At 68.6% G+C, this 17,919-nt stretch carries 15 protein-coding genes; 2 read left to right on the top strand and 13 right to left on the bottom strand.

Features of this window, described 5'->3' with window-relative positions:
• Positions 1-49: 49 nt before the first annotated feature.
• Both ACWD0F_RS34915 and ACWD0F_RS34910 read right to left on the bottom strand, forming a co-directional pair.
• On the bottom strand, positions 50-415 hold the full coding sequence (locus ACWD0F_RS34915) for a hypothetical protein (RefSeq protein WP_449883467.1): 366 nt from the start codon (positions 413-415) through the stop codon (positions 50-52).
• 29 nt (positions 416-444) lie between these two features.
• Entirely contained in the window at positions 445-1,521 is a 1,077-nt protein-coding gene (locus ACWD0F_RS34910; RefSeq protein ID WP_449883465.1) for a Gfo/Idh/MocA family protein, read from the bottom strand.
• 103 nt (positions 1,522-1,624) lie between these two features.
• On the opposite strand from ACWD0F_RS34910, the gene ACWD0F_RS34905 reads away from it, so the two are divergent.
• Positions 1,625-2,203 (top strand): TetR/AcrR family transcriptional regulator, encoded by a 579-nt coding sequence (locus ACWD0F_RS34905; RefSeq protein WP_449883463.1) that lies wholly within the window; start codon positions 1,625-1,627, stop codon positions 2,201-2,203.
• Positions 2,204-2,266: 63 nt separating this feature from the next.
• Here ACWD0F_RS34905 and ACWD0F_RS34900 read toward each other — a convergent pair whose 3' ends face one another.
• Positions 2,267-3,733, bottom strand: coding sequence for a non-reducing end alpha-L-arabinofuranosidase family hydrolase (locus tag ACWD0F_RS34900; protein WP_449883460.1), 1,467 nt, complete (start codon positions 3,731-3,733; stop codon positions 2,267-2,269).
• A 64-nt stretch (positions 3,734-3,797) separates the two neighbouring features.
• Complete coding sequence (locus ACWD0F_RS34895) at positions 3,798-5,780, bottom strand: RICIN domain-containing protein (RefSeq protein ID WP_449883457.1); 1,983 nt, start codon at positions 5,778-5,780, stop codon at positions 3,798-3,800.
• 498 nt (positions 5,781-6,278) lie between these two features.
• On the opposite strand from ACWD0F_RS34895, the gene ACWD0F_RS34890 reads away from it, so the two are divergent.
• On the top strand, positions 6,279-7,322 hold the full coding sequence (locus ACWD0F_RS34890) for a LacI family DNA-binding transcriptional regulator (RefSeq protein ID WP_449883454.1): 1,044 nt from the start codon (positions 6,279-6,281) through the stop codon (positions 7,320-7,322).
• A gap of 132 nt (positions 7,323-7,454) precedes the next feature.
• On the opposite strand, the gene ACWD0F_RS34885 is transcribed toward ACWD0F_RS34890, so the two are convergent.
• The 9 genes from ACWD0F_RS34885 to ACWD0F_RS34845 form a co-directional block, all read right to left on the bottom strand.
• Complete coding sequence (locus ACWD0F_RS34885; protein ID WP_449883451.1) at positions 7,455-9,545, bottom strand: CotH kinase family protein; 2,091 nt, start codon at positions 9,543-9,545, stop codon at positions 7,455-7,457.
• The gene (locus ACWD0F_RS34880; RefSeq protein ID WP_449883449.1) at positions 9,536-10,360 is read right to left on the bottom strand and encodes a polyphosphate polymerase domain-containing protein; all 825 of its coding nucleotides are present in this window, start codon (positions 10,358-10,360) and stop codon (positions 9,536-9,538) included. The genes ACWD0F_RS34885 and ACWD0F_RS34880 overlap by 10 nt, the downstream gene beginning before the upstream one ends.
• Positions 10,357-10,962: a DUF4956 domain-containing protein gene (locus ACWD0F_RS34875; protein ID WP_449883447.1), complete on the bottom strand. Its 606-nt coding sequence runs from the start codon at positions 10,960-10,962 to the stop codon at positions 10,357-10,359. Before ACWD0F_RS34875 ends, ACWD0F_RS34880 begins: the two co-directional genes overlap by 4 nt.
• A 422-nt stretch (positions 10,963-11,384) precedes the next feature.
• On the bottom strand, positions 11,385-12,224 hold the full coding sequence (locus ACWD0F_RS34870) for a hypothetical protein (RefSeq protein ID WP_449883445.1): 840 nt from the start codon (positions 12,222-12,224) through the stop codon (positions 11,385-11,387).
• Positions 12,225-12,718: 494 nt separating this feature from the next.
• Positions 12,719-13,102, bottom strand: a complete 384-nt coding sequence (locus ACWD0F_RS34865) for a sensory rhodopsin transducer (protein ID WP_449883443.1) — start codon at positions 13,100-13,102, stop codon at positions 12,719-12,721.
• Positions 13,103-13,175: 73 nt separating this feature from the next.
• The gene (locus ACWD0F_RS34860; protein ID WP_449883439.1) at positions 13,176-13,946 is read right to left on the bottom strand and encodes an SDR family NAD(P)-dependent oxidoreductase; all 771 of its coding nucleotides are present in this window, start codon (positions 13,944-13,946) and stop codon (positions 13,176-13,178) included.
• A gap of 12 nt (positions 13,947-13,958) precedes the next feature.
• Positions 13,959-15,425, bottom strand: coding sequence for a sugar porter family MFS transporter (locus ACWD0F_RS34855; RefSeq protein ID WP_449883437.1), 1,467 nt, complete (start codon positions 15,423-15,425; stop codon positions 13,959-13,961).
• A gap of 168 nt (positions 15,426-15,593) precedes the next feature.
• Entirely contained in the window at positions 15,594-16,730 is a 1,137-nt protein-coding gene (locus tag ACWD0F_RS34850) for a mandelate racemase/muconate lactonizing enzyme family protein (protein ID WP_449883434.1), read from the bottom strand.
• 541 nt (positions 16,731-17,271) lie between these two features.
• Entirely contained in the window at positions 17,272-17,904 is a 633-nt protein-coding gene (locus tag ACWD0F_RS34845) for a GntR family transcriptional regulator (protein ID WP_449883431.1), read from the bottom strand.
• Positions 17,905-17,919 lie beyond the last annotated feature (15 nt).

Below are 17,919 nucleotides of genomic sequence, written 5' to 3'. Positions count from 1 at the left end.
CGCCATCCGCGGGGGCTCACCTCGCGGATGGCGCCGTTCGTCCCGGCCGTCAGATCGCCTGCACGATGACGGGCCTGCCGGACAGGTCGGTCGAGATCCTCCAGTGCAGGGTGATGCGGCTGTACTTGGCGTCCAGCCGCCCGCCGAGCCGCACCCACGACTTCCCGCCGTAGGCCGGTCCCGCGCCGTACAACACGCCGCCGACGCCGCGTAGCTTGTGGGCCGCCGAGCCGACCTTGGCGAGGTCGGCCGCCCGGCGGTCACCACCCGCGGTGTGCTGCACGACCTTCACCGAGTGCCCCTGGGCCTGCAGCCGCTGCACCGCCGCGACCACATCGACGGCCGCCGTGGCCTGGGCGGGAGCCGGTAGGGCCGCCAGCCCCACCACACCCGCCATCGTCGCTGTCCACCTCATGGGAGGTGATCACGCCATGAGCAAGATCTTCACGTGATCTCCTCCTTGCCGCCGCTGCGCGCGGCGCGTTCGATGGACGCCAGCAGCCGGTGGTACCGGGCGGCGGCGTGGAAGTCGGGGCGCGCGGCGCGGCCCGCAGCGATGGCCGCGCTCAGTTCCCGGTAGACGGCCGCGACGTTGGCGACGGGGCCGTCGGCGGGGTCGAGGGGCACGGTCCGGTACGCCGCCGGCACCTCGATTCGATCCCCATCGAGCCGGATGTCCCACTCGGCCCAGTGCAGGTAGTTTCCGCCCCGGCCGGGCGTGACGGTCAGCGTGCCCGCCGAGCCGGCGAACTTGATGTAGAACGAGTCGGGCGCGCCCGAGGCGCCGTGGATCGTGACGGACGCGGTGGCGCCGCCGCCCAGCGTCCCGTGGAGCAGGACCTGATTCGGTACGCCGCCGTCGACCGTCTCCCCGGTCCCCGCCACCTCCACCCGGTCGTACAGGTGCGGCAGCCGCGCCGTCACCTCGGTCAGCTCGCCCGCCATCCGCTCCAGCGTGGGCAGGAAGTGCCCCGCCATGATCGTCAGGAGCGTCGTGCCGCCGGCGGGATCGGTGGTCCACGCGTGCTGGGGCAGGATGGCGGCACCGCCGAGCGGCCCGCCCGAGGCCACCACGACGGCCGACTCCAGCCGCCCGATCCGCCCGCCGGCCAGCAGGTCCGCCACGAACCGGGTGCCCGGCGAGTGATACCCCTGCAGGCACACCGCGTGCACCACCCCGGCGGCCTCGGCGGCCTCGGCCAGTTCGGCGGCTTCCTCCGGGTCCACGGTCAGCGGCCACTCGGACAGCACATGCTTACCCGCCTCCAGCGCCGCCCTGATCACCTTCGTGTGCTTCTGTGCCCGCACCGACACGACGACGAGGTCCACGTCGTCATGCGCGGTCAGGGCGCCGTCGTCGGCGAACGCGAGCGGCACCCCGTACGCGGCGGCCACCCGGTCCGCGCTCTCCTGCCTGGTCGTCGCCACCGCGGTCACCCGGTACTCGTCCAGCGCGGCCAGCGCGGGCAGGTGAGCCTCGTTCGCCCAGCCGCTCGCGCCGACGATTCCGACTCTGATCACGTCGTCCCTCCAGTTGTGTATCGAACGGTATGAAACTAAGTCGTGCGGCGGCGAGAAGCAAGGGGTATCGTACCGATAGGTAAAAAACTTGGAGGGGGTACGCATGCCAGGCGGCCGTCCGCGCGCCTTCGACGTCGACGCCGTGCTCGACCGGGCTCTGGAGGTGTTCTGGCGGCAGGGTTACGAAGGGGCCTCGCTGGCCGACCTCACCGCGGCGATGGGCATCAACCGGCCCAGCATGTACGCGGCCTTCGGCAACAAGGAGGAGCTCTTCCGCAAGGTGCTGGCGCGCTACGTCAGCGGCCCGGGAGCCTTCTCCGCCGCCGCGCTGACCGCGCCCACCCTCCGCGAGGTGATCGAACGCCTGGTCAACGGCGCCATCGAGCTGACCACCAGGCAGGACGCCCCCGTCGGCTGCCTGATGGTGAACGGCGTGCACGCCTGCGGCCCCGACGCCGTCTCAGCCCGCGACGCGGTCCTGGCCTGCCGCATGGCCGGCGAGGCCGCGCTGCGCCGGCGCCTGGAGGACGCCCCCGACCTGCCGGATGGCTACGAGGCCGGCACGCTGGCCCGGCTCGTCATCACCGTCACGGACGGGATCGCGGTCCAGGCGGCCGGCGGGCGCACCCGTGACGAGCTGTGCCAGGTCGCCGAGCTCGCCCTCAGAAATCTTTTCCCATGAGATCGAGCGTCGGATGTTCCCGGACGCGAGCGTGCCGGGAACATCCGAGCCGCGGTCACGCCATCAGCGCTGCAGCGTCAGCAGGCCCGGCCGGTAGGGCAGGAGGCCGTAGTCGCCGCCGGAGCTGGGGTTGCGTCCCTGGTAGAGCAGCTGCAGGGTGCAGGGATCAACGGTCATGGTCTGATCGGGGTTGCTGCGGACCAGCTCGCCGTGGCTGATGTCGTTGGTCCAGGTGGCGCCGCTGTTGGCCTTGCCGGCGAAGGGGTTGCCCTCTGTCGCGGCCTGCGGGGTCCACGAACCGTTCAGACTGGTGGCCGTGAACGAGCGGAAGTAGCGGCCCTGCGAGCCGATCGCCTCGACGATCATCAGGTAGCGGTTCTGGTTCTGGAGCTTGTAGACCTGAACGGCCTCGAACAGGTTGTTCGTCGAGTCGCTCATGACCACCGTCGACGTCGTGCCGAAACTGCCCGGGAAATTCCCGATGGGCATACTGGCCCGGTAGATCTTGCCGTTGTCCCCGGCGAAGAACAGGTACATGTTCGTGTTGTCACCGATGAGCGCCTGGTCGATGGGTCCCGTTCCGGAGCCGGAGATGCTTCCGGAGAAGAGCACCTGCTGGGATGACCAGCCATTCGCGTTGGTGGGGTCGCTCGACGTCCTGTAGGAGAAGGCGGTCCCGCCCCACTGGTAGGCCAGCACCCAGACGTTCTTCGGGGCGAAGTAGAAGAGCGTGGGCGCGACGGTGGCGGCGGACATCGTGTTCTGGCTGGCCGAGGCCATGTCGGACCAGTTGGTGAAGAGGCCGAAGTTCATCGAGCCCCAGGTCGTTCCATTGTCGTGCGTCGTCCCGTAGACGAGATGTCTGCCGTTGTACTCGACGGTGGTGAAGTCCTTGAGCGAGACCCATCCCGACTTCGGGGTCGCCAGCGAGCCCGTCGACGTCCAGCGGTACGCCGACGGAAGGTCGCACGTGCCGGTGGGCGTGGGCGTCGGGCTCGGGTTGCCGCCGCCGACCTGGACGAGCTGCCACTGCTGGTTGTTACCGCCCCAGTCGTCGTACTGGACGATGTTCGCGCCGTCGGCGGTGGCGGCGCCCTGGACCTCCAGGGCCTTGCTGCTGTGGCGCGAGACGAACCGCACGTAGCCGCCCGAGCTGTCGGCCAGCCGCCACTGCTGGTTGGTGCCGTTGCCGTCGGCCCATTGCACGATCGCGCCGCCGTTGGCGGTCGAGAAGTTGTAGACGTCGAGCACCTTGCCGGAGTGGCGGGACTTGATCCGGTAGTAGCCGCCGCCGGAGTCGACGAACTGCCATTGTTGCTGGTTGCCGTTGTTGCGGGTCCACTGGGTGATGCGGCCGCCGTCGGCGGTCGAGAGGTTGTAGACGTCCAGGGCCTTGCCGCTGTTGCGGTTGACCAGGACGTACCAGGCGTTGGTGTCGACGGTGGCCGCGCTGGCGGACTGGTTGGCGACGAACAGGCTCACCAGTAAGGCGGCCACCGTCGCGAGGACGGCTAGAAATCTGATTTTCATGATGTGCTCCGATTCATCCGACTCGGACTAGTTGCCACTGCCGGCTGCCCCGGTGGGCGGCCGGTCAGGGGGTGGTGAGGTCGAAGCGGCGCACGGTCACCGCGCCGCCAAGGGCCTGGGTGGCGTAGTTGAAGATCCCGAAGCGGTAGCCCATGAAGAACTGCCAGGCGTTGTTCAAGGTGAAGGCCGGGCCGAGGCTCACGAAGGTGTTGCCGTCGGTGCTGTAGGAGAAGCGGGCCTGCCTGCCGGAACCGGGCCGGATGTCGGCATTGACCCGCAACCAGAGCCGGCCGCCCGAGATGTTCGCGCTCGCCGCCTCGGTGCCGGTGCCGGTGGTCTGCCACGAGCTGTTCATGGTCAGGCCGTTGGTCGTCACGACCCGGTTGACGCCGTTGTCGCGTTTGACGCCGATCCAGGCCGACTGGTCACGCAGCATCGCCAGCCCGCTTCGGTCGCCGTCGGCCATCTGCGAGTAGTCGAGCTCGATCGTCGCCGTGGACGACGGGCCCTGGATGCGGTGGGTCAGCGTGTTGCGGGCGTTGTAGAGGTCGCCTGTGACGGTCGCGGTCTGCAGGCGCAGGCCGCTGCCGGTTGCGAAGTGGCTGGTGTCGGGATTGTGGTTCCATTCCCAGCGGTGGCCGAGAGTGCCCGAGCCGAAGGTGTCAGGGCCGATCATGGACGCCACGGTCCGGCTGGTCTGGATGTCCGGTCGCGGGTAGTCGACGCCCCATCCGCCGTTCACGGTCTGCACGGCCGGCCAGTCGTTGGTCCAGGTGATCGGCGCGAGCGCCGGGACGCGGCCGCCAGGGTAGGCGTCGACGAACGACATGTAGTACCAGGCGCCGTTCTGGGTCTGGACGAGCCCGCCCTGGTGGGGGACACCGCCGCCGGAGATGGGGCCCGGCATGTTGAGCAGGACCTGGCGCATCTCGTACGGACCCCACGGCGACGTGGCGCGGAGCACGTACTGGCCGTTGGCGGGGCGGGTCAGCCAGATGTAGTAGTAGCCGTTCCGCTTGTAGAAGCGGGCGCCCTCCAGGGTGCCGACGCTGCTCGGAGTCTGGAACACCTGTTGGGCGCGCACCTGGCTGAGTCCGTCGGCCGAGAGTTGCGCCACGCTGATGGTGCCGTTGCCGTAGGCGACGTACATGGTGTCGTTGGAGTCGACCAGCAGGCCGGCGTCGTAGTAGCAGTTGTTGATCTGTGAGCGTTTGGTCCAGGTGCCGTCCACGGCGGAGGCGGTGTAGACGTAGGTCCGGTTGAACTCGACGCAGCCGATCCAGTAGTAGCTGCTGTTGCTCGGCCGGTAGTTCAGGGCCGAGGCCCAGATGCCCTTCACGTACGCCCGGCCGCCGTTGAGGTCGTAGGCGCCCGCGTTGAAGTCGAGCCTCGGCACCGAATGGCCGGCATACTCCCAGTCGACCAGGTTGTAGGAGCGCAGGATCGGCGCGCCCGGCGAGTAGTGCATCGTCGAGGCCGAGTAATAGTAGGCGTCACCGACCCGGATGATGTCGCCGTCGGCGAAGTCCTGCCAGACGACCGGGTTGGTGTAACTGCCGCTCGGATTCGGGCCGCTGCCGACCTGGACGAGTTGCCATTGCTGGTTGGCGCCGCCCCAGTCGTCGTACTGGACGATGTTGGCGTTGTCGGCGGTGGACGCGTTCTGAACCTCCAGGGCCTTGCCGCTGTTGCGGTTGATGAATCTCACGTAGCCGTCGGCGGAGTCGGCCGGTCGCCATTGCTGGTTGGCGCCGTTGCCGTCGGCCCATTGCACGATGGAGCCGCCGTTGGCGGTGGAGGCGTTGTAGACGTCCAGGACCTTGCCGGAGTGGCGGGATTTGATCCGGTAGTAGCCGCCGCCGGAGTCGACGAACTGCCATTGTTGCTGGTTGCCGTTGTTGCGGGTCCACTGGGTGATGCGGCCGCCGTCGGCGGTCGAGAGGTTGTAGACGTCCAGGGCCTTGCCGCTGTTGCGGTTGACCAGGACGTACCACGCGCTGGTGTCGATCGACGCGGCCGACGCCTGGGCCGTGAGGAACACGCCCACGAGAAGCAGAGATGAGAGAACCGCGAGCACGCGCCGCACAGGAACCTCCAGAGGTTGTCGTTCGGGCCGCTGCCGTCGGTGTGGCCACGGCGGTTGTTAGCGTTAACATTCAGTTCGGCGAAGCTGCCTGCCCTGATTTCGGTGAGTACGTTGTCGCGGAGTACATCCGACGGTCCGATCTCGCGTCAACGAGGGGTGGCTCTTGCCGACCTGGGCATCGCCGTCGGAACGTCGCCCCGCCTGGGCATTCGCCCGAGAGCAGATCACGTCGCGGGTGAAAGTTTCACGAACTCACCAGTCGGCACCAGGCAAATCGAGGTCAGGTCACGTTAACTTGCGGTCCCCGTGTTATGGCCGTGCCTATGATGCGGGCTGGAGGACGCCGAAAGTTTCCTGCGACGTGACTCCATCCGGCTCACCGGCTGCGGCTTCGGCATGGAGGAACTCGCAGAAACGGCTTCGGCCGGAGACCGAAATGCACCTGGTTACACTCCCGATATGACCTCGACCGGAGAACCCCCCATGGGCGAGTCGGCACTCTCGGTACCCCTGACCCTGACCCAGCTGGCCGAACTGGCAGGAGTGTCCACCGCCACGGTCTCCAAGGTCATCAACGGTCGTCCGGAGGTCGGCCTGACGACGCGCGCACTCGTCGAGCGGCTCATCGAGCAACACGGTTATCGCCGGCAGCGCCGCCGCTTCAAACCGGCGAACCTCATCGAGGTCGTCTTCCATGCGCTGGCCGGCGACTATCCGATAGAGATCGTCAAGGGAGTGCAGCAGGTCGCATGGACCCACGGCTTGAGCGTGGTGGTCTCCGAGCTCGGTGGCCGGCACACCCCCGGGCCTCAATGGATCGGAGACCTGCTGGCCCGCCGTCCCGCCGGTGTGATCACCGTGTTCTCGGGGCCGGCGGAAGATCAGCTCGCGCGGCTGGCGACCCAGGAGATACCCCTGGTGGTGCTGGATCCTGCGGGTAATCCAGGGCCCGGCGTGCCGTCCGTGGCCGCCACGAACTGGAGCGGTGGCCTGGAAGCCACCCGTCACCTGCTCGAACTGGGCCACCGGCGCATCGCGATGATCACCGGACCGGTATTCGCGCTCTCCAGCCGGGCCCGGCTGGACGGCTACCGCGCCGCTCTGGAGGCCGCGGGTGTGCCGATCGACCCCGCTCTCATCCGCCAAGGGGAGTTCGAGATCGAGGACGGGGCGGTTCACACGCATCAACTGATGAAACTCTCCGAGCCGCCCACGGCGATCTTCGCCGCCAACGACGGGATGGCCATCGGTGTCTACCATGCGGCTCACGAGCTGCGGCTGCGCATCCCCGACGACCTGAGTGTGGTCGGCTTCGACGACATGCCGGTCTGGCGCTGGGCGCAACCGCCGCTCACCACCATCCACCAGCCTCTGCGCGAGATGGGCGCCACGGCCGCGACCATGCTGATCAGCCTGGCCGAGGGGGAGCCGCCGCAGCAGAGACGGGCGGAGCTGGCGACCGAGCTCGTGGTCCGCCAGAGTACGGCTGCTCCTCGGGTGTGACCGTGGTTAAGTTTCGTTGGGAACGGTTGACGAGCCGACGTGGCGGGAGCACCGCCTGCCCGGCCCCCGCAGCGCCGCCGGCGCCGCTGCGGGCAGCCGGCGGCGGCCACCGTCAGACAGGGCTCACCGGGGTCACGGGCTGGTGCAGGTGGCGGCCGGTGTGACCGAGGTCCCTCCGGCGGTGAAGCCGAAGGTCGTGTTCGCGCCGGCCGCGACCGAGCCGTTCCACGCCTCGTTGCGCACCGTCATGGCCGGACCGGAGCCCGAGCGCACGCCTCCCCACACCTGGGTCACGGACTGCCCTCCCGGCCAGGTCCAGTTCACGGTCCAGCCGTTGATCGGCGAGGTGCCCGCGCGTACCGTGACCTCGCCCTGGAAGCCGCCGGACCAGGAGCTGACCACCCGCACGGTCGCCGAGCAGGCGCCGGACGGCGTCGGCGACTGGGTCGGGGTGATGCTGGGGCCGGGCGACGGACCGGTGGTCGGGCCACCCCATCCCGCCGTCGAGTCCAGCCAGGCCGAACGGCGCTGCATCCAGTCGCGCATGTACTGCACCTGACCCTGCCAGGTGGGCGCGGTCGGGGTGATGAAGAAGCCTATTTGTTGCGTCGAGAGGTTCGGCCAGCGTTGGAAGTTGCGCTGCGCGGCGTTGGTCAGCGGTCTGGTGAGAGCGTCGATCCTGCTCTGCACGGCGGAGTTGGCGAGCAGGCCGCGGCGCAGCGCCTGCCAGCGCGCCTTGACCTGGTCGACGAAGGCCGGATCCCGCAGGAGCTGGTTGTACCAGTCGTTGGCCAGCGGCTGCCGGGTCTGCTGATACTGCCAGCCCGCGACCTGGTCGTTCTGGAAGTACCCGCCCACACCGAACGTGAGGTCGAAGTCCCACAACGGGCCGGCGAAGATCTTGGTGTCCCGGTCCTTGTAGAAGTGGGCGCTGCGGACGTACGCGTCCATTCCCCGGCTCAGCTCGTTGATGATCATATGGTCGACGAAGGACTCGACGTCGATGTAGGCCCGGTAGCCGGTGACCGGATCGGCGAAGTTCGGCGCCCGCAGGACGTTGTGGAAGGCCTGGATGTGGTTGCGCAGCCAGTCCCGTTGTTCGGGCCGCAGCGGTGACGGGTCGGCCACTTCGAGGTAGTTCCAGCAGGTGGCCGACGTTCCGGTGCACGACAACGTCGGCTCCTCGGCGGCCATCCACTCGAACTTCCAGATGTAGCCGCCCTGGATCTTCGGCAGGGTCGTGTCATCCTCGTCCAGCTGCTTGAGGTCGAGACGGTCCTTGCTGTTCTTGATCGTCTCGACGATCATGTAGACGCCCATGTAGTCGTCGGCGCTCACCGGACCGGTGTCGGTGTTGAGGTAGAACTCCGCGAAGGCGTACCGGGGCGCCTTCAGCCCCATCTCCCTGCCGAGGTCGTAGAGGAAGGCTTCCCGGATCAGCGACTTGTCGGTGAAGGGCCCGCGCAGCACCCAGTCGGAGTCGGCGGGCATGCCGAGCACCGGGTAGTCGGCGTCGCCGTTGTCGTTGTCCCGGAACTCAAGGCGGTAGGGCGCCTTCTCGAAGGTGGCCGACGACTGCCCTCGCAGGTGGAATCCGGCGCGGGTGGCGACCGCCGGAGCCGTGGCCAGCGACGTCGTCCCACCGGTGGCCGGCTGGAAGATCATGGTGGTGGCGTCGATGTAGTCCCGGTTGGGCTTGCCGGCGCCGTAGGAGTCGATCATGATGACCGGCAGGTCGTGGGCCGTGGCGGTGTTGCGGGCGGCGTACATGGCCGTGCCGGGCGTCCCGGAGGCCGTCTGGCCGACGAAGGCTTGTGCCCGCAGCTGGGTGGTGCGGGTGAATTGCAGCGGTGCGTTCTGGTAGAGAGCCGACTGTGCGGTGGGCGGCCGTCCGTCGGTGGTGTAGCGGATCTGGGCTCCGCTGATCGCGGTGCTCAGGGACACCGCCTGCTGCCCCTGGAAGGTGCCGCTGGGCACCGAGAAGGTGATGTCGCCGCTCAGGTCGTCCGCCGCCGCCGCCGCCGCCGCAGCAGCAGCGGCGGCCGCGGCGCCGGTGACCTCGGTGCTCGCGACGTCGCCGGCCGTCCGGGTGCCGGAGCTCGGTGCGGCGCCGGCCGACAACGGGTACGGGATGAGCAGTCCGGCGAGAACCGCGGCGGTGAGCGCGATCTTGGTGGCGCGGTGGTTCGCTGCGGCGCCGGTGCTGCGGAGGGTCAGACGCACGATGCCTCCTGGTCGGGTTGGTGAGAGATGTCCGGCGCCGGGCCCGCCGGCGAGGTGGTGCCACGGAAGTGGCGGCGCAGCGTCCGCCGCCACGGCACGTCGGGCAGATCCAGGCGGAGGGCGGCCAGACCTGTGGCGTACTTGGAGATGCGGGCGGGTCTCATCCCTCCTTGCCACAACAGGCGGTCGACCGGCGTGGCGGCCGAGGTGGTCTTGGTCTCGACCACGGCGAGTCCGGGCAGGCGCAGTGCGGAGCCGGCGCCCTGCCAGGCGAGTCCGGTGTCGATGGTGACCCGGCTCGCGGTGTCCGGCAGCAGCAGGGTGGCGCGGTGGTACTCGGTGATCAGCGTCGGGTCGAGGGAGCTCCCGGCGGCGGGACCGATCGACTCGCGGGCGAGTGCCTCATCGACGAAGTCGCGCCCCGGGTGCACGGTCGCGCAGTCCCGTGGCTGGTAGGGCAGCCGGTGCTTGGTGATGTTCCCCCGTGCGCCGCTGATCTTGACCTCCAGCCAGCATTCGGCGGAGTCGAGGTACGTGCGGGTGCGTACCTTGAAGCGCCGGCGCCGGCGATACGCCGCACAGTGGAAGCTGGCCAGCTGCGGGGTGTCGAAGTACACCGACCTGTAGCGGAAGGTGCGTTCGCCGTCGATGACGAGCGCCCGGGCGTACGGTGTGAGCTGCTCCAGCAGGCGGGGCAACGCCTCGATCGGGACGAGGTACTTGCGGTCCACCCTGGTCTGCAACGCGGCGCGGTCGATCAGCTCGTCCAGCCCGACGGGCGCCAGCCGCGCCAGGGCCGGGGGCATCGCGGTCATCGGTGTGGTCCGGAATGGGCGGACGCGGTGGGTTCGGCGGGCACGCGGCGCCCGGTCAGCGCGTACCGGACGTCGACCACCGTGGTCTCGTTGACCAGGTCGAGCCGCTGGACGGTGACGACGTGCACCCGGGCGTTGAGCAGTTGTTCGAGGTGCGCGACGAGCGCGACATGATCGGTGATGGCCGAGTCGAGCACCAGGATCTGGTGCCGGTAGTGCGGGAACAACCGCCGATGGTCGCCGACGAACATCACCGCGAGGATGAGCACCATGAGACCGCCGCTGAGCCACGCCGAGGTGGTGCTCAGCGCGCCGAGGATCCCCAGGGCCAGGGCGGAGAAGTAGTACGCGACCTCGTGCTGGTCGAGTTCCGTCGAGCGCAGGCGGATGATGGACAGCACGCCGAACAGCGCCAGCCCCAGTCCCAGCCCGGCCCCGACGTTGCTGGCGCTCAGCGCGCTCGCCACCGCGAGGACGCCGACGTTGACCCCCAGGTAGGAGATGGCCAGGTCGCGGCGGCGGTGCCGGGGGAAGTAGAGCCCGAAGACGAGCAACGCCACTGCGCAGATGTCGATCGTGAACAGGACGAGCTGTGACTTCACGTTCGTTCCTCCTGAGCCGCCGAAACTTTCGAGTATTGAGAAAAACTTTCGAGGAACCGCCGGGAACGATAGGTGTATTTCAGGTGTCGCGTCAATGAACTGCCTTGCGCCGCCGTGGATCGGCCACTATGTCGCAGCGCTGAAAGCCGGAACCTCGACCTGGTCAGACCCGATACAAGCTGGCATCACTCCTAATCGGCGACAACGAAGGGCGGTGCGGGCAACGGGGTGCCCCTACCGCCCCAGGCATGAAACTTTCGGCGCGCTGGAAGTGCTACTCCTCGTTTCAGGATGGGGCGCGAATGCCACGTGGCCGCGGCGGAGTGTTTCCGCCGCGGCCACGCGCGTATGGCTTCAGAATGCGCGCCGGACGCCTTGACAGCCCGGTCCGGGTGCTTCAAGCGGGCGTTGCCGCTCAGCCCTCAGCGCGCCCGCCTCGAACGGACGCCCGTGAATTCGAAGTCGTAGATCGTCTGATTGACCTGGAGCCCGTCGACGGCGCCGACGAAGCGGGTGTCCCTGCCCTTGCCGATCCCCAGGCTGAAGCTGATCACCGCGTTGGGCAGCCTGGACTTGAGAGTGGCGAACGAGCAAGGCACGGCCTGGGTGCAGTCGATCTCCGGCCCGGTGGCGCCCGTCGCGAACCAGCTGCTTCCGGCCGTGTGGGCGTCGTAGCGCTGCCAGACGCCGGGGAAGGGCATCTCCGGAGCGGACGGGCTGGCGGAGCGGTCGGGAAGGTAGACCAGGCTCGTGAAGGTGGCGCCTCCCAGGTTCGGATCGGCTTCAATGGTGATGTTCGGCAGGGTGATCCCGTCGAGGGAGGTGTGTCCCGCGAAGATCCAATACCTCAGCGTGTTGATGGAGGAGAGCCGGACCCCGGCGAAGGTGCGCTCGTTTCCGAAAGAGATGCTGTCAGCGCCGCTGCCGACGATGAGGCCCAGGCTGCCGTCGCCATAGGGAGGCGGCTGGGTGGCCGGGAAAGTGACACTCGTACGCCCGTAAGGGCCGTCACGAAGGACCGCGTTCGGCCCGCCCAGCGTGTTGCGGCCGATGACGCCCCACCCGGGTGCCGGAGCTGATTTGTCGTCGTGGCCCCCGGTGCCCTTGGCCGCTTTCGCCGGTACGCCGTGCTGGTGGCCCCGCGCAGGGTGGGGTGCCACGGTATGGGCATCGGCCGGAATCGCCGTGTTCGCGATCAGCGCTCCCGCGCACATGAGAGTGAGACCGGACACCGGCCAGGACAGCAGTTGCGATTTCTGCATGATTCGCCCCCGTAGAAAGGAGATGACGACCTGCCCGACCGTTCCGGGAGTGCAGGAGAAACACATCGGAAAAGCCGCATTTCCGGCCCTCCGATGCAGGTCGCGGACCTGGTCATATCCCCTGGGCAAGCTGACTAAGCAGCCTCGCTGCTGTCTTTATCGGGACCTTACTCATTGCGGTCGTTGATTCATGCTTATTCGCCGACGATAGTCGAACAAAGGAAATCGACGCACAAATCCGCACAGGTGCTGTTTGATAGGAACCGTCACCCGGACTCCACTTCCGGCGTCAGCAGGCGAGGGTGCCACGCGCCACCGACCCGGCGCAGCGAGCGTTCGCGCACGCGACCCTGTCCGTCCGCGACCTCGCCCGGCGTCGGCGCGAACCGCGATGACCCGCCCGGCAATGGCCGCATGGTCCGGTCTGGAGTACAGACCGGACCACGGGGGGCGGCGTGATCTGGGCAGTGCACGGATTTCGGCCGCTGACGTCGTCACGCAGGGAAGGCGATGGTGCTCATCAGCGCGTTGGCTTCCTGTCTGGAGTCCAGGCGCGTGTGCTGGACGACGATGGGCACGTCGCTGGTGACGACCAGGCAATAATCGGTGCCGATGGGGATCCGCTCCGGGTTTTCCAGATCGTTGATGCGTTGGTGAAAGGCACGCCGAGGGGCGATGGCGAGGAGGAAGGGGCCGGCCGGCTCGCGATCGGTGAAGTAGACGTGCACCTCGACGCGTGCCTCGGTGTCTCCCGGGTTCAGCATGCAGATGCTGTCGTGACTGGTCATCTCCGGCTCAGGTCCGGAGCTGCGGGGTGGTATGTAGCCGTCGGCGACGACCCACGTGGTGGATCCGATACCGGTCGGTCGCGGGGGCATGGGCCTTCTTTCGGTTTCTGGTCTCTATGCCGGGAAGGATGCGCGGTGACGGACGCCTGGCCGCAGGGCACGGTCAGAAGTCGTTGGCGCCCCTGGCCGTGAGGCCACCGTCGACGTACAGGTGGCTGCCGGTGACATAACTGGATTTGGGGCCGAGCAGCCAGTCCACCGCCTCGGCGATCTCCTCGGGCCGCGCGAGCCGGCCCAGGGGAATCTGGGTCCGTGCGCGGTCGGTGACGTCATGTCCATGCGCGACGATGTCGAGCAGAGGTGTCGCGGTGGCACCGGGGACGACGCCGTTGACCCGGATGCCGGATGGCGCGTAGTCGATGGCGAGGGCTCTGACCAGGGCCGAGATCCCGCCCTTCGAGCTTCCGTACGCACTGTTGCATCCTCCGGCGAAACCCACGGACGCGGAGGGCGACGAGACGCAGACGATGGTCCCGGCAAGGTCCTCGTTCAGCAGCAGCCGGATGGCGTGGCGGCAGGTGAGGAAGGTGCCCGTGAGGTTGACATCGATCACCTGCTTCCATTCCGCGAGCGTGGTCTCGTGCGCCTTCCGTGAGATTTCGATGCCGGCGTTGGCGACGATCCTGGTGGGGGTGCCGAGAGACTCCCGGCACCGCTCGAAGGCGCTGGTGATGGCGGCTTCGGAGGAGATGTCAGCGGTGATGGCCAGCGCGTGCGGAGCTCCGCGTTCCGTCGCCTCCGCGGCGACTTCTCTCAGGGCGGCCTCGTTCCTGTCCACCAGGGCGAGCGGGCGTCCGGCCGCCGCTTGCTGGAGCGCGACGGCCCGCCCGATGCCGGATCCGGCACCGGTGACCAACGTGATGTCGTTCTGCATGGTCTTGTACCTTCACACGGATGGTGCGTGATCGTCCTGGTGGGTCGGCGCGCCGCTCATGTCCTCCAGCTCGCGGTTCGCCGTTTCGGGTATGCCGAAGTAGACCAGGAACCAGGAGAGCACCGCCATCACCGCGTACAGGGCGTAGCTGCCCGGCAGCGAGATCTCGCGCATGCTCGGGAACGTGAGGTTGAGCCCCACACCGGCGATCCAGTTGATCGAGGCTGCCAGCGCGAGCGCGACCCCGCGGATGGAGTTGGGGAACATCTCTCCCAGCAGCACCCATACCACTGGGCCCCAGGAGACGGCGAAGAAGACGACGAACGCGTTCGCCCCGATGAGGGTCAGCGGGCCCCATGCCCCGGGGAGTGACAGTTCCCCGTCGACCATGACGGACTGGGCGAACCCGACACTCACCAGGACGAGGCTGACCGCCATGCCGGCGGAGCCGACGAGCAGCAGACGGCGGCGGCCGACCCGGTCGATGAGCACGATCGCGACGATCGTCGCGATCACGTTGATCACCGAGCTCAGGACGGAGAGCCCGAACGAGGCGGATTCGTCGAATCCGACCGACTTCCACAGGGAGTTCGAGTAATAGAAGATCACGTCGATGCCGACGAGGGCCTGAAGGGCGGCGATGCCGGCACCGATCCAGACGATGGGGAGGAGGCCGGTCCGGCGGGAGCGCAGGTCACGGAAGCGGGGGCGGTGTCCCTGGGAAACGGTGGCTTCCATGCGGTCGACGTCCCGCTCGGCCTGCTCACGGGGGATCGCGTGCAGGTCGGCCAGCACCCGGGCGGCTTCGCCCCGGCGGCCACGGGCGGCCAGGTAGCGCGGCGACTCGGGGATTCTGAGCGAGAGGGCTCCGTAAAGGAGCGCAGGGACCACCCCGGCGATGAACATCCACCGCCACGCCGGAAGTCCGAGGAACGTCTCGGCGTCCGCGCCGCCGAGCACGGCGGCGATGACGGAGTCGGAGAGGAGGGCGGTGAAGATCCCCAGGACGATGGCCATCTGCTGGAGCGAGGAGAGCCGGCCGCGGATGGAGGCAGGGGCGATCTCGGAGATGTAGAGCGGGCCGAGGACCGTCGCGTACCCGACGGCGATCCCCGTCAGCAGGCGCCAGGCCGCCAGGTCCCAGAAGCCTGCCGACACTCCGCACCCGATCGCGGAGGCGATGAAGATGAGGGCGGCCACCCCCATGACCTTGGTCCGTCCGAAACGGTCGGCCATCCATCCCGCGACCAGCGACCCGATCGCGGCGCCGAACAGGGTGATGGCCACGACGACGCCGAGACTGACCGAGTCGAGGTGGAAATTCTCCTTGATGGGGTCGACGGCCCCGTTGACGATGGCGGTGTCGAAGCCGAAGAGGAAGCCGCCGACGGCCCCCGCGATCGAGATGAGAATCACCCGGCGGGACGATCTGCCGGTAGCGGGCATTAAGGTGAGCGCGGTGGTCTGCTCATCGGACATGAGCTTTCCTCTCTCTGCTGGACGGGATCACTGCGGGTGGTGCGCTGTCGCGCGGGCTTCGGCGGCGAGTCGCGTGGGGCGGCGCCGAAAGCTTGTGTACGTCCGCGGCGAGCGCCACCACGGAGCCGGCGCGGGCGTTCATGATCTGTTGTTCCACTTCCGGCTGGGTCACGGCCGGAGCAGAGCGGTGACGTCGGCGTAGCGGGCCAGAGCCTCGGGGTCGAGGCGGATGCCGAGGCCAGGAGTGTCCGGGATGGCGAGCATCCCGTCGGAGTCGAGCTGCCACGGACTGGTGGTGATGGCGTCGACGTAGGGCGATCCGGTGACGTACTCGACGAGGTCGGTGCCGGGCAGCGCCGAGGCGAGCTGCAGATCGGCGGCGAGCCCGACGGCCGTGTTCCAGCCGTGCGGGATCAGCCGCACACCGTGGTCCTGAGCCGCCCACCCGATGCGGCGCTGTTCGCTCAGGCCGCCGACCTTCGTCACGTCCGGCTGGACGATGTCGAAGGCCCCAGCCTCCAGCCACGCATGGAAGCTCTGCCGCCTGGTCAGCACCTCCCCTCCCGAGATCGCCACCTTGGCCTCGCGGCGCAGGTGCGCGTAGTCCTCGAGGGCATCGGGGTTGAGCGGTTCCTCGAACCAGGTGACACCGTAACGGTCCAGCATGCGGGCGGTGCGGAGGGCCCACTTGTAGCCGTTCGTCCAGGCGCTGTCGCTGCCGCCCGCGTCCACCATGAGCAGGGCGTCGGGGCCCACGACCTCCCGGGCGGTGGCCACGATGCGCTCGTCCAGGTCCTCGCTGACCCGCCCGAAGGGCCCCCAACCGATCTTGAAGGCCGTCCAGCCCTGAGCGGCCAGGAGTTCCAGGCGTTCCGCCAGGACTTCTGGACGGTCCATGAGCAGGGACGCGTACGGGCGGACCCGCTCACGGTAGCGGCCGCCGAGCAGGCGGCCGACGGGCTGGCCGGTGACCTGACCGAGCACATCCCACAGGGCGATGTCGATCCCACTGATCGTGTGTGTCACCGTCCCGCCGCGGCCTAGCCAGAACGTGGCCCGATGCAGGCGCTCCGACACCCGCTCCGGCTCCGTCGCCTCCTCGCCCACCAGCAGCGGGCGCAGCACCTCGATGGCGCCGCGGACCAGCGCCTCGCTCGTGAACACGCTGCCGATGCCGATCGGCCCTTCGTCGGTGTGCACCGCTACCAGGGTGTGAACGACGTCATCGCTGGTGAGTTCCTCCTGCCACCCGCCCGCCGGGGTGGCACCCCGCAGGCCGGCCGCACGAATGTCACGGATTTTCATGTGTTCCTGATTCGTTCCCGAAGGTCTCCGACGGCTCTGGGCGAGCCGACGGACAGTCGATGTAGTTGGAGCCACCTGAGTCACCTGAGCCGCCGGATGTCGCGGCGGTGCGGGGGGCGAAAGCTCCTCCCGCCTCTCATCTGCAGGTGAGCCCATGAGGTGATGTGGAACACTAACCGCTGAAATGGCAGATGGTCAACCATCTGCCAGAGGCGTCTTGAGGTGCGCATCGAGCGTCGGCGCTGGTGCAGGCGGCCGTACGCCGACGAAGGGCGGGCCGACGAAGGGCGGGCCGTCGGACGGCGGGTGTCGGGCGTCGGACGGCGGGCGTCGGACGGGTCGGACGGGTCGGACGGCGGACCGCGGAAGGCGGGGGTCGGGCGTCGGCCCCGGATCAGGCACGAGGGCGCCATGACGGGCGCGGCGCGCGCGGCCACGGCGCGAGCCCGGCTGGCGGTCCGCCGATGCGGATCCGGAAAAAAGTCGGCAAGGCTACGTTGCCGCAGGTCGGAAGGTCGTGTGGCGGTCCCGTCAGGCCGCCTTACCGGCCGATGTAGGTCTCCACGTGTTCGGCGATCGCCCGTTCGGTGGCCTCTGGATCGGCCGTGCGGATGGCTTCGAGCAGTGCCCGGTGTTGACGGGGTATTTCGGCGGGGTCGGGATGCTCCGGCGCGTCCCGGACGAAGTAGGCGCGGACCCGCGGCTGGATGGTCCGCCAGATGGACAGCGTCTGCCGGTGGCTGGAGGCCGCGATGACCGCTTCGTGGAAGGCGAGGTCGAGGTCGACGAGCCGGTCCGGGGAGGTGGTCTCCTCCATGTCACTGACCAGGGCGCCGAGCCGGTCGACCAGCTCGGGGGTGGCGTTCTCCGCCGCGTGCCTGAACGCGAACCGCTCGATGACGAGCCTGATCGGCACCAGGATCTCGCGTATCTCCTCCTGCGAGACCGGAGCCACCTGGGCGCCACGGTAGGGATGGGAGATGACCAGGCCCTCTTGTTCGAGGATCATGATAGCCTCGCGCACCGGCCCGCGGCTCACGCCCGACCGCGCTGAAATGTCCCGCTCCACCAGCCGGTCCCCAGCCTTGAGCTCGCCCGACGAGATCGCCTGCCGCAACCAGCGCAGCAGCCAGTCGCGGCGAGACTCGGGGATCGCGCTAAGGGGTTCTGACATCGAGCCTGGCCCAGT

The organism is Nonomuraea sp. NPDC002799, from assembly GCF_053592075.1.
Note: the sequence above shows the minus strand (reverse complement) of the source record. Positions and strands in the feature narration are given on the sequence as shown.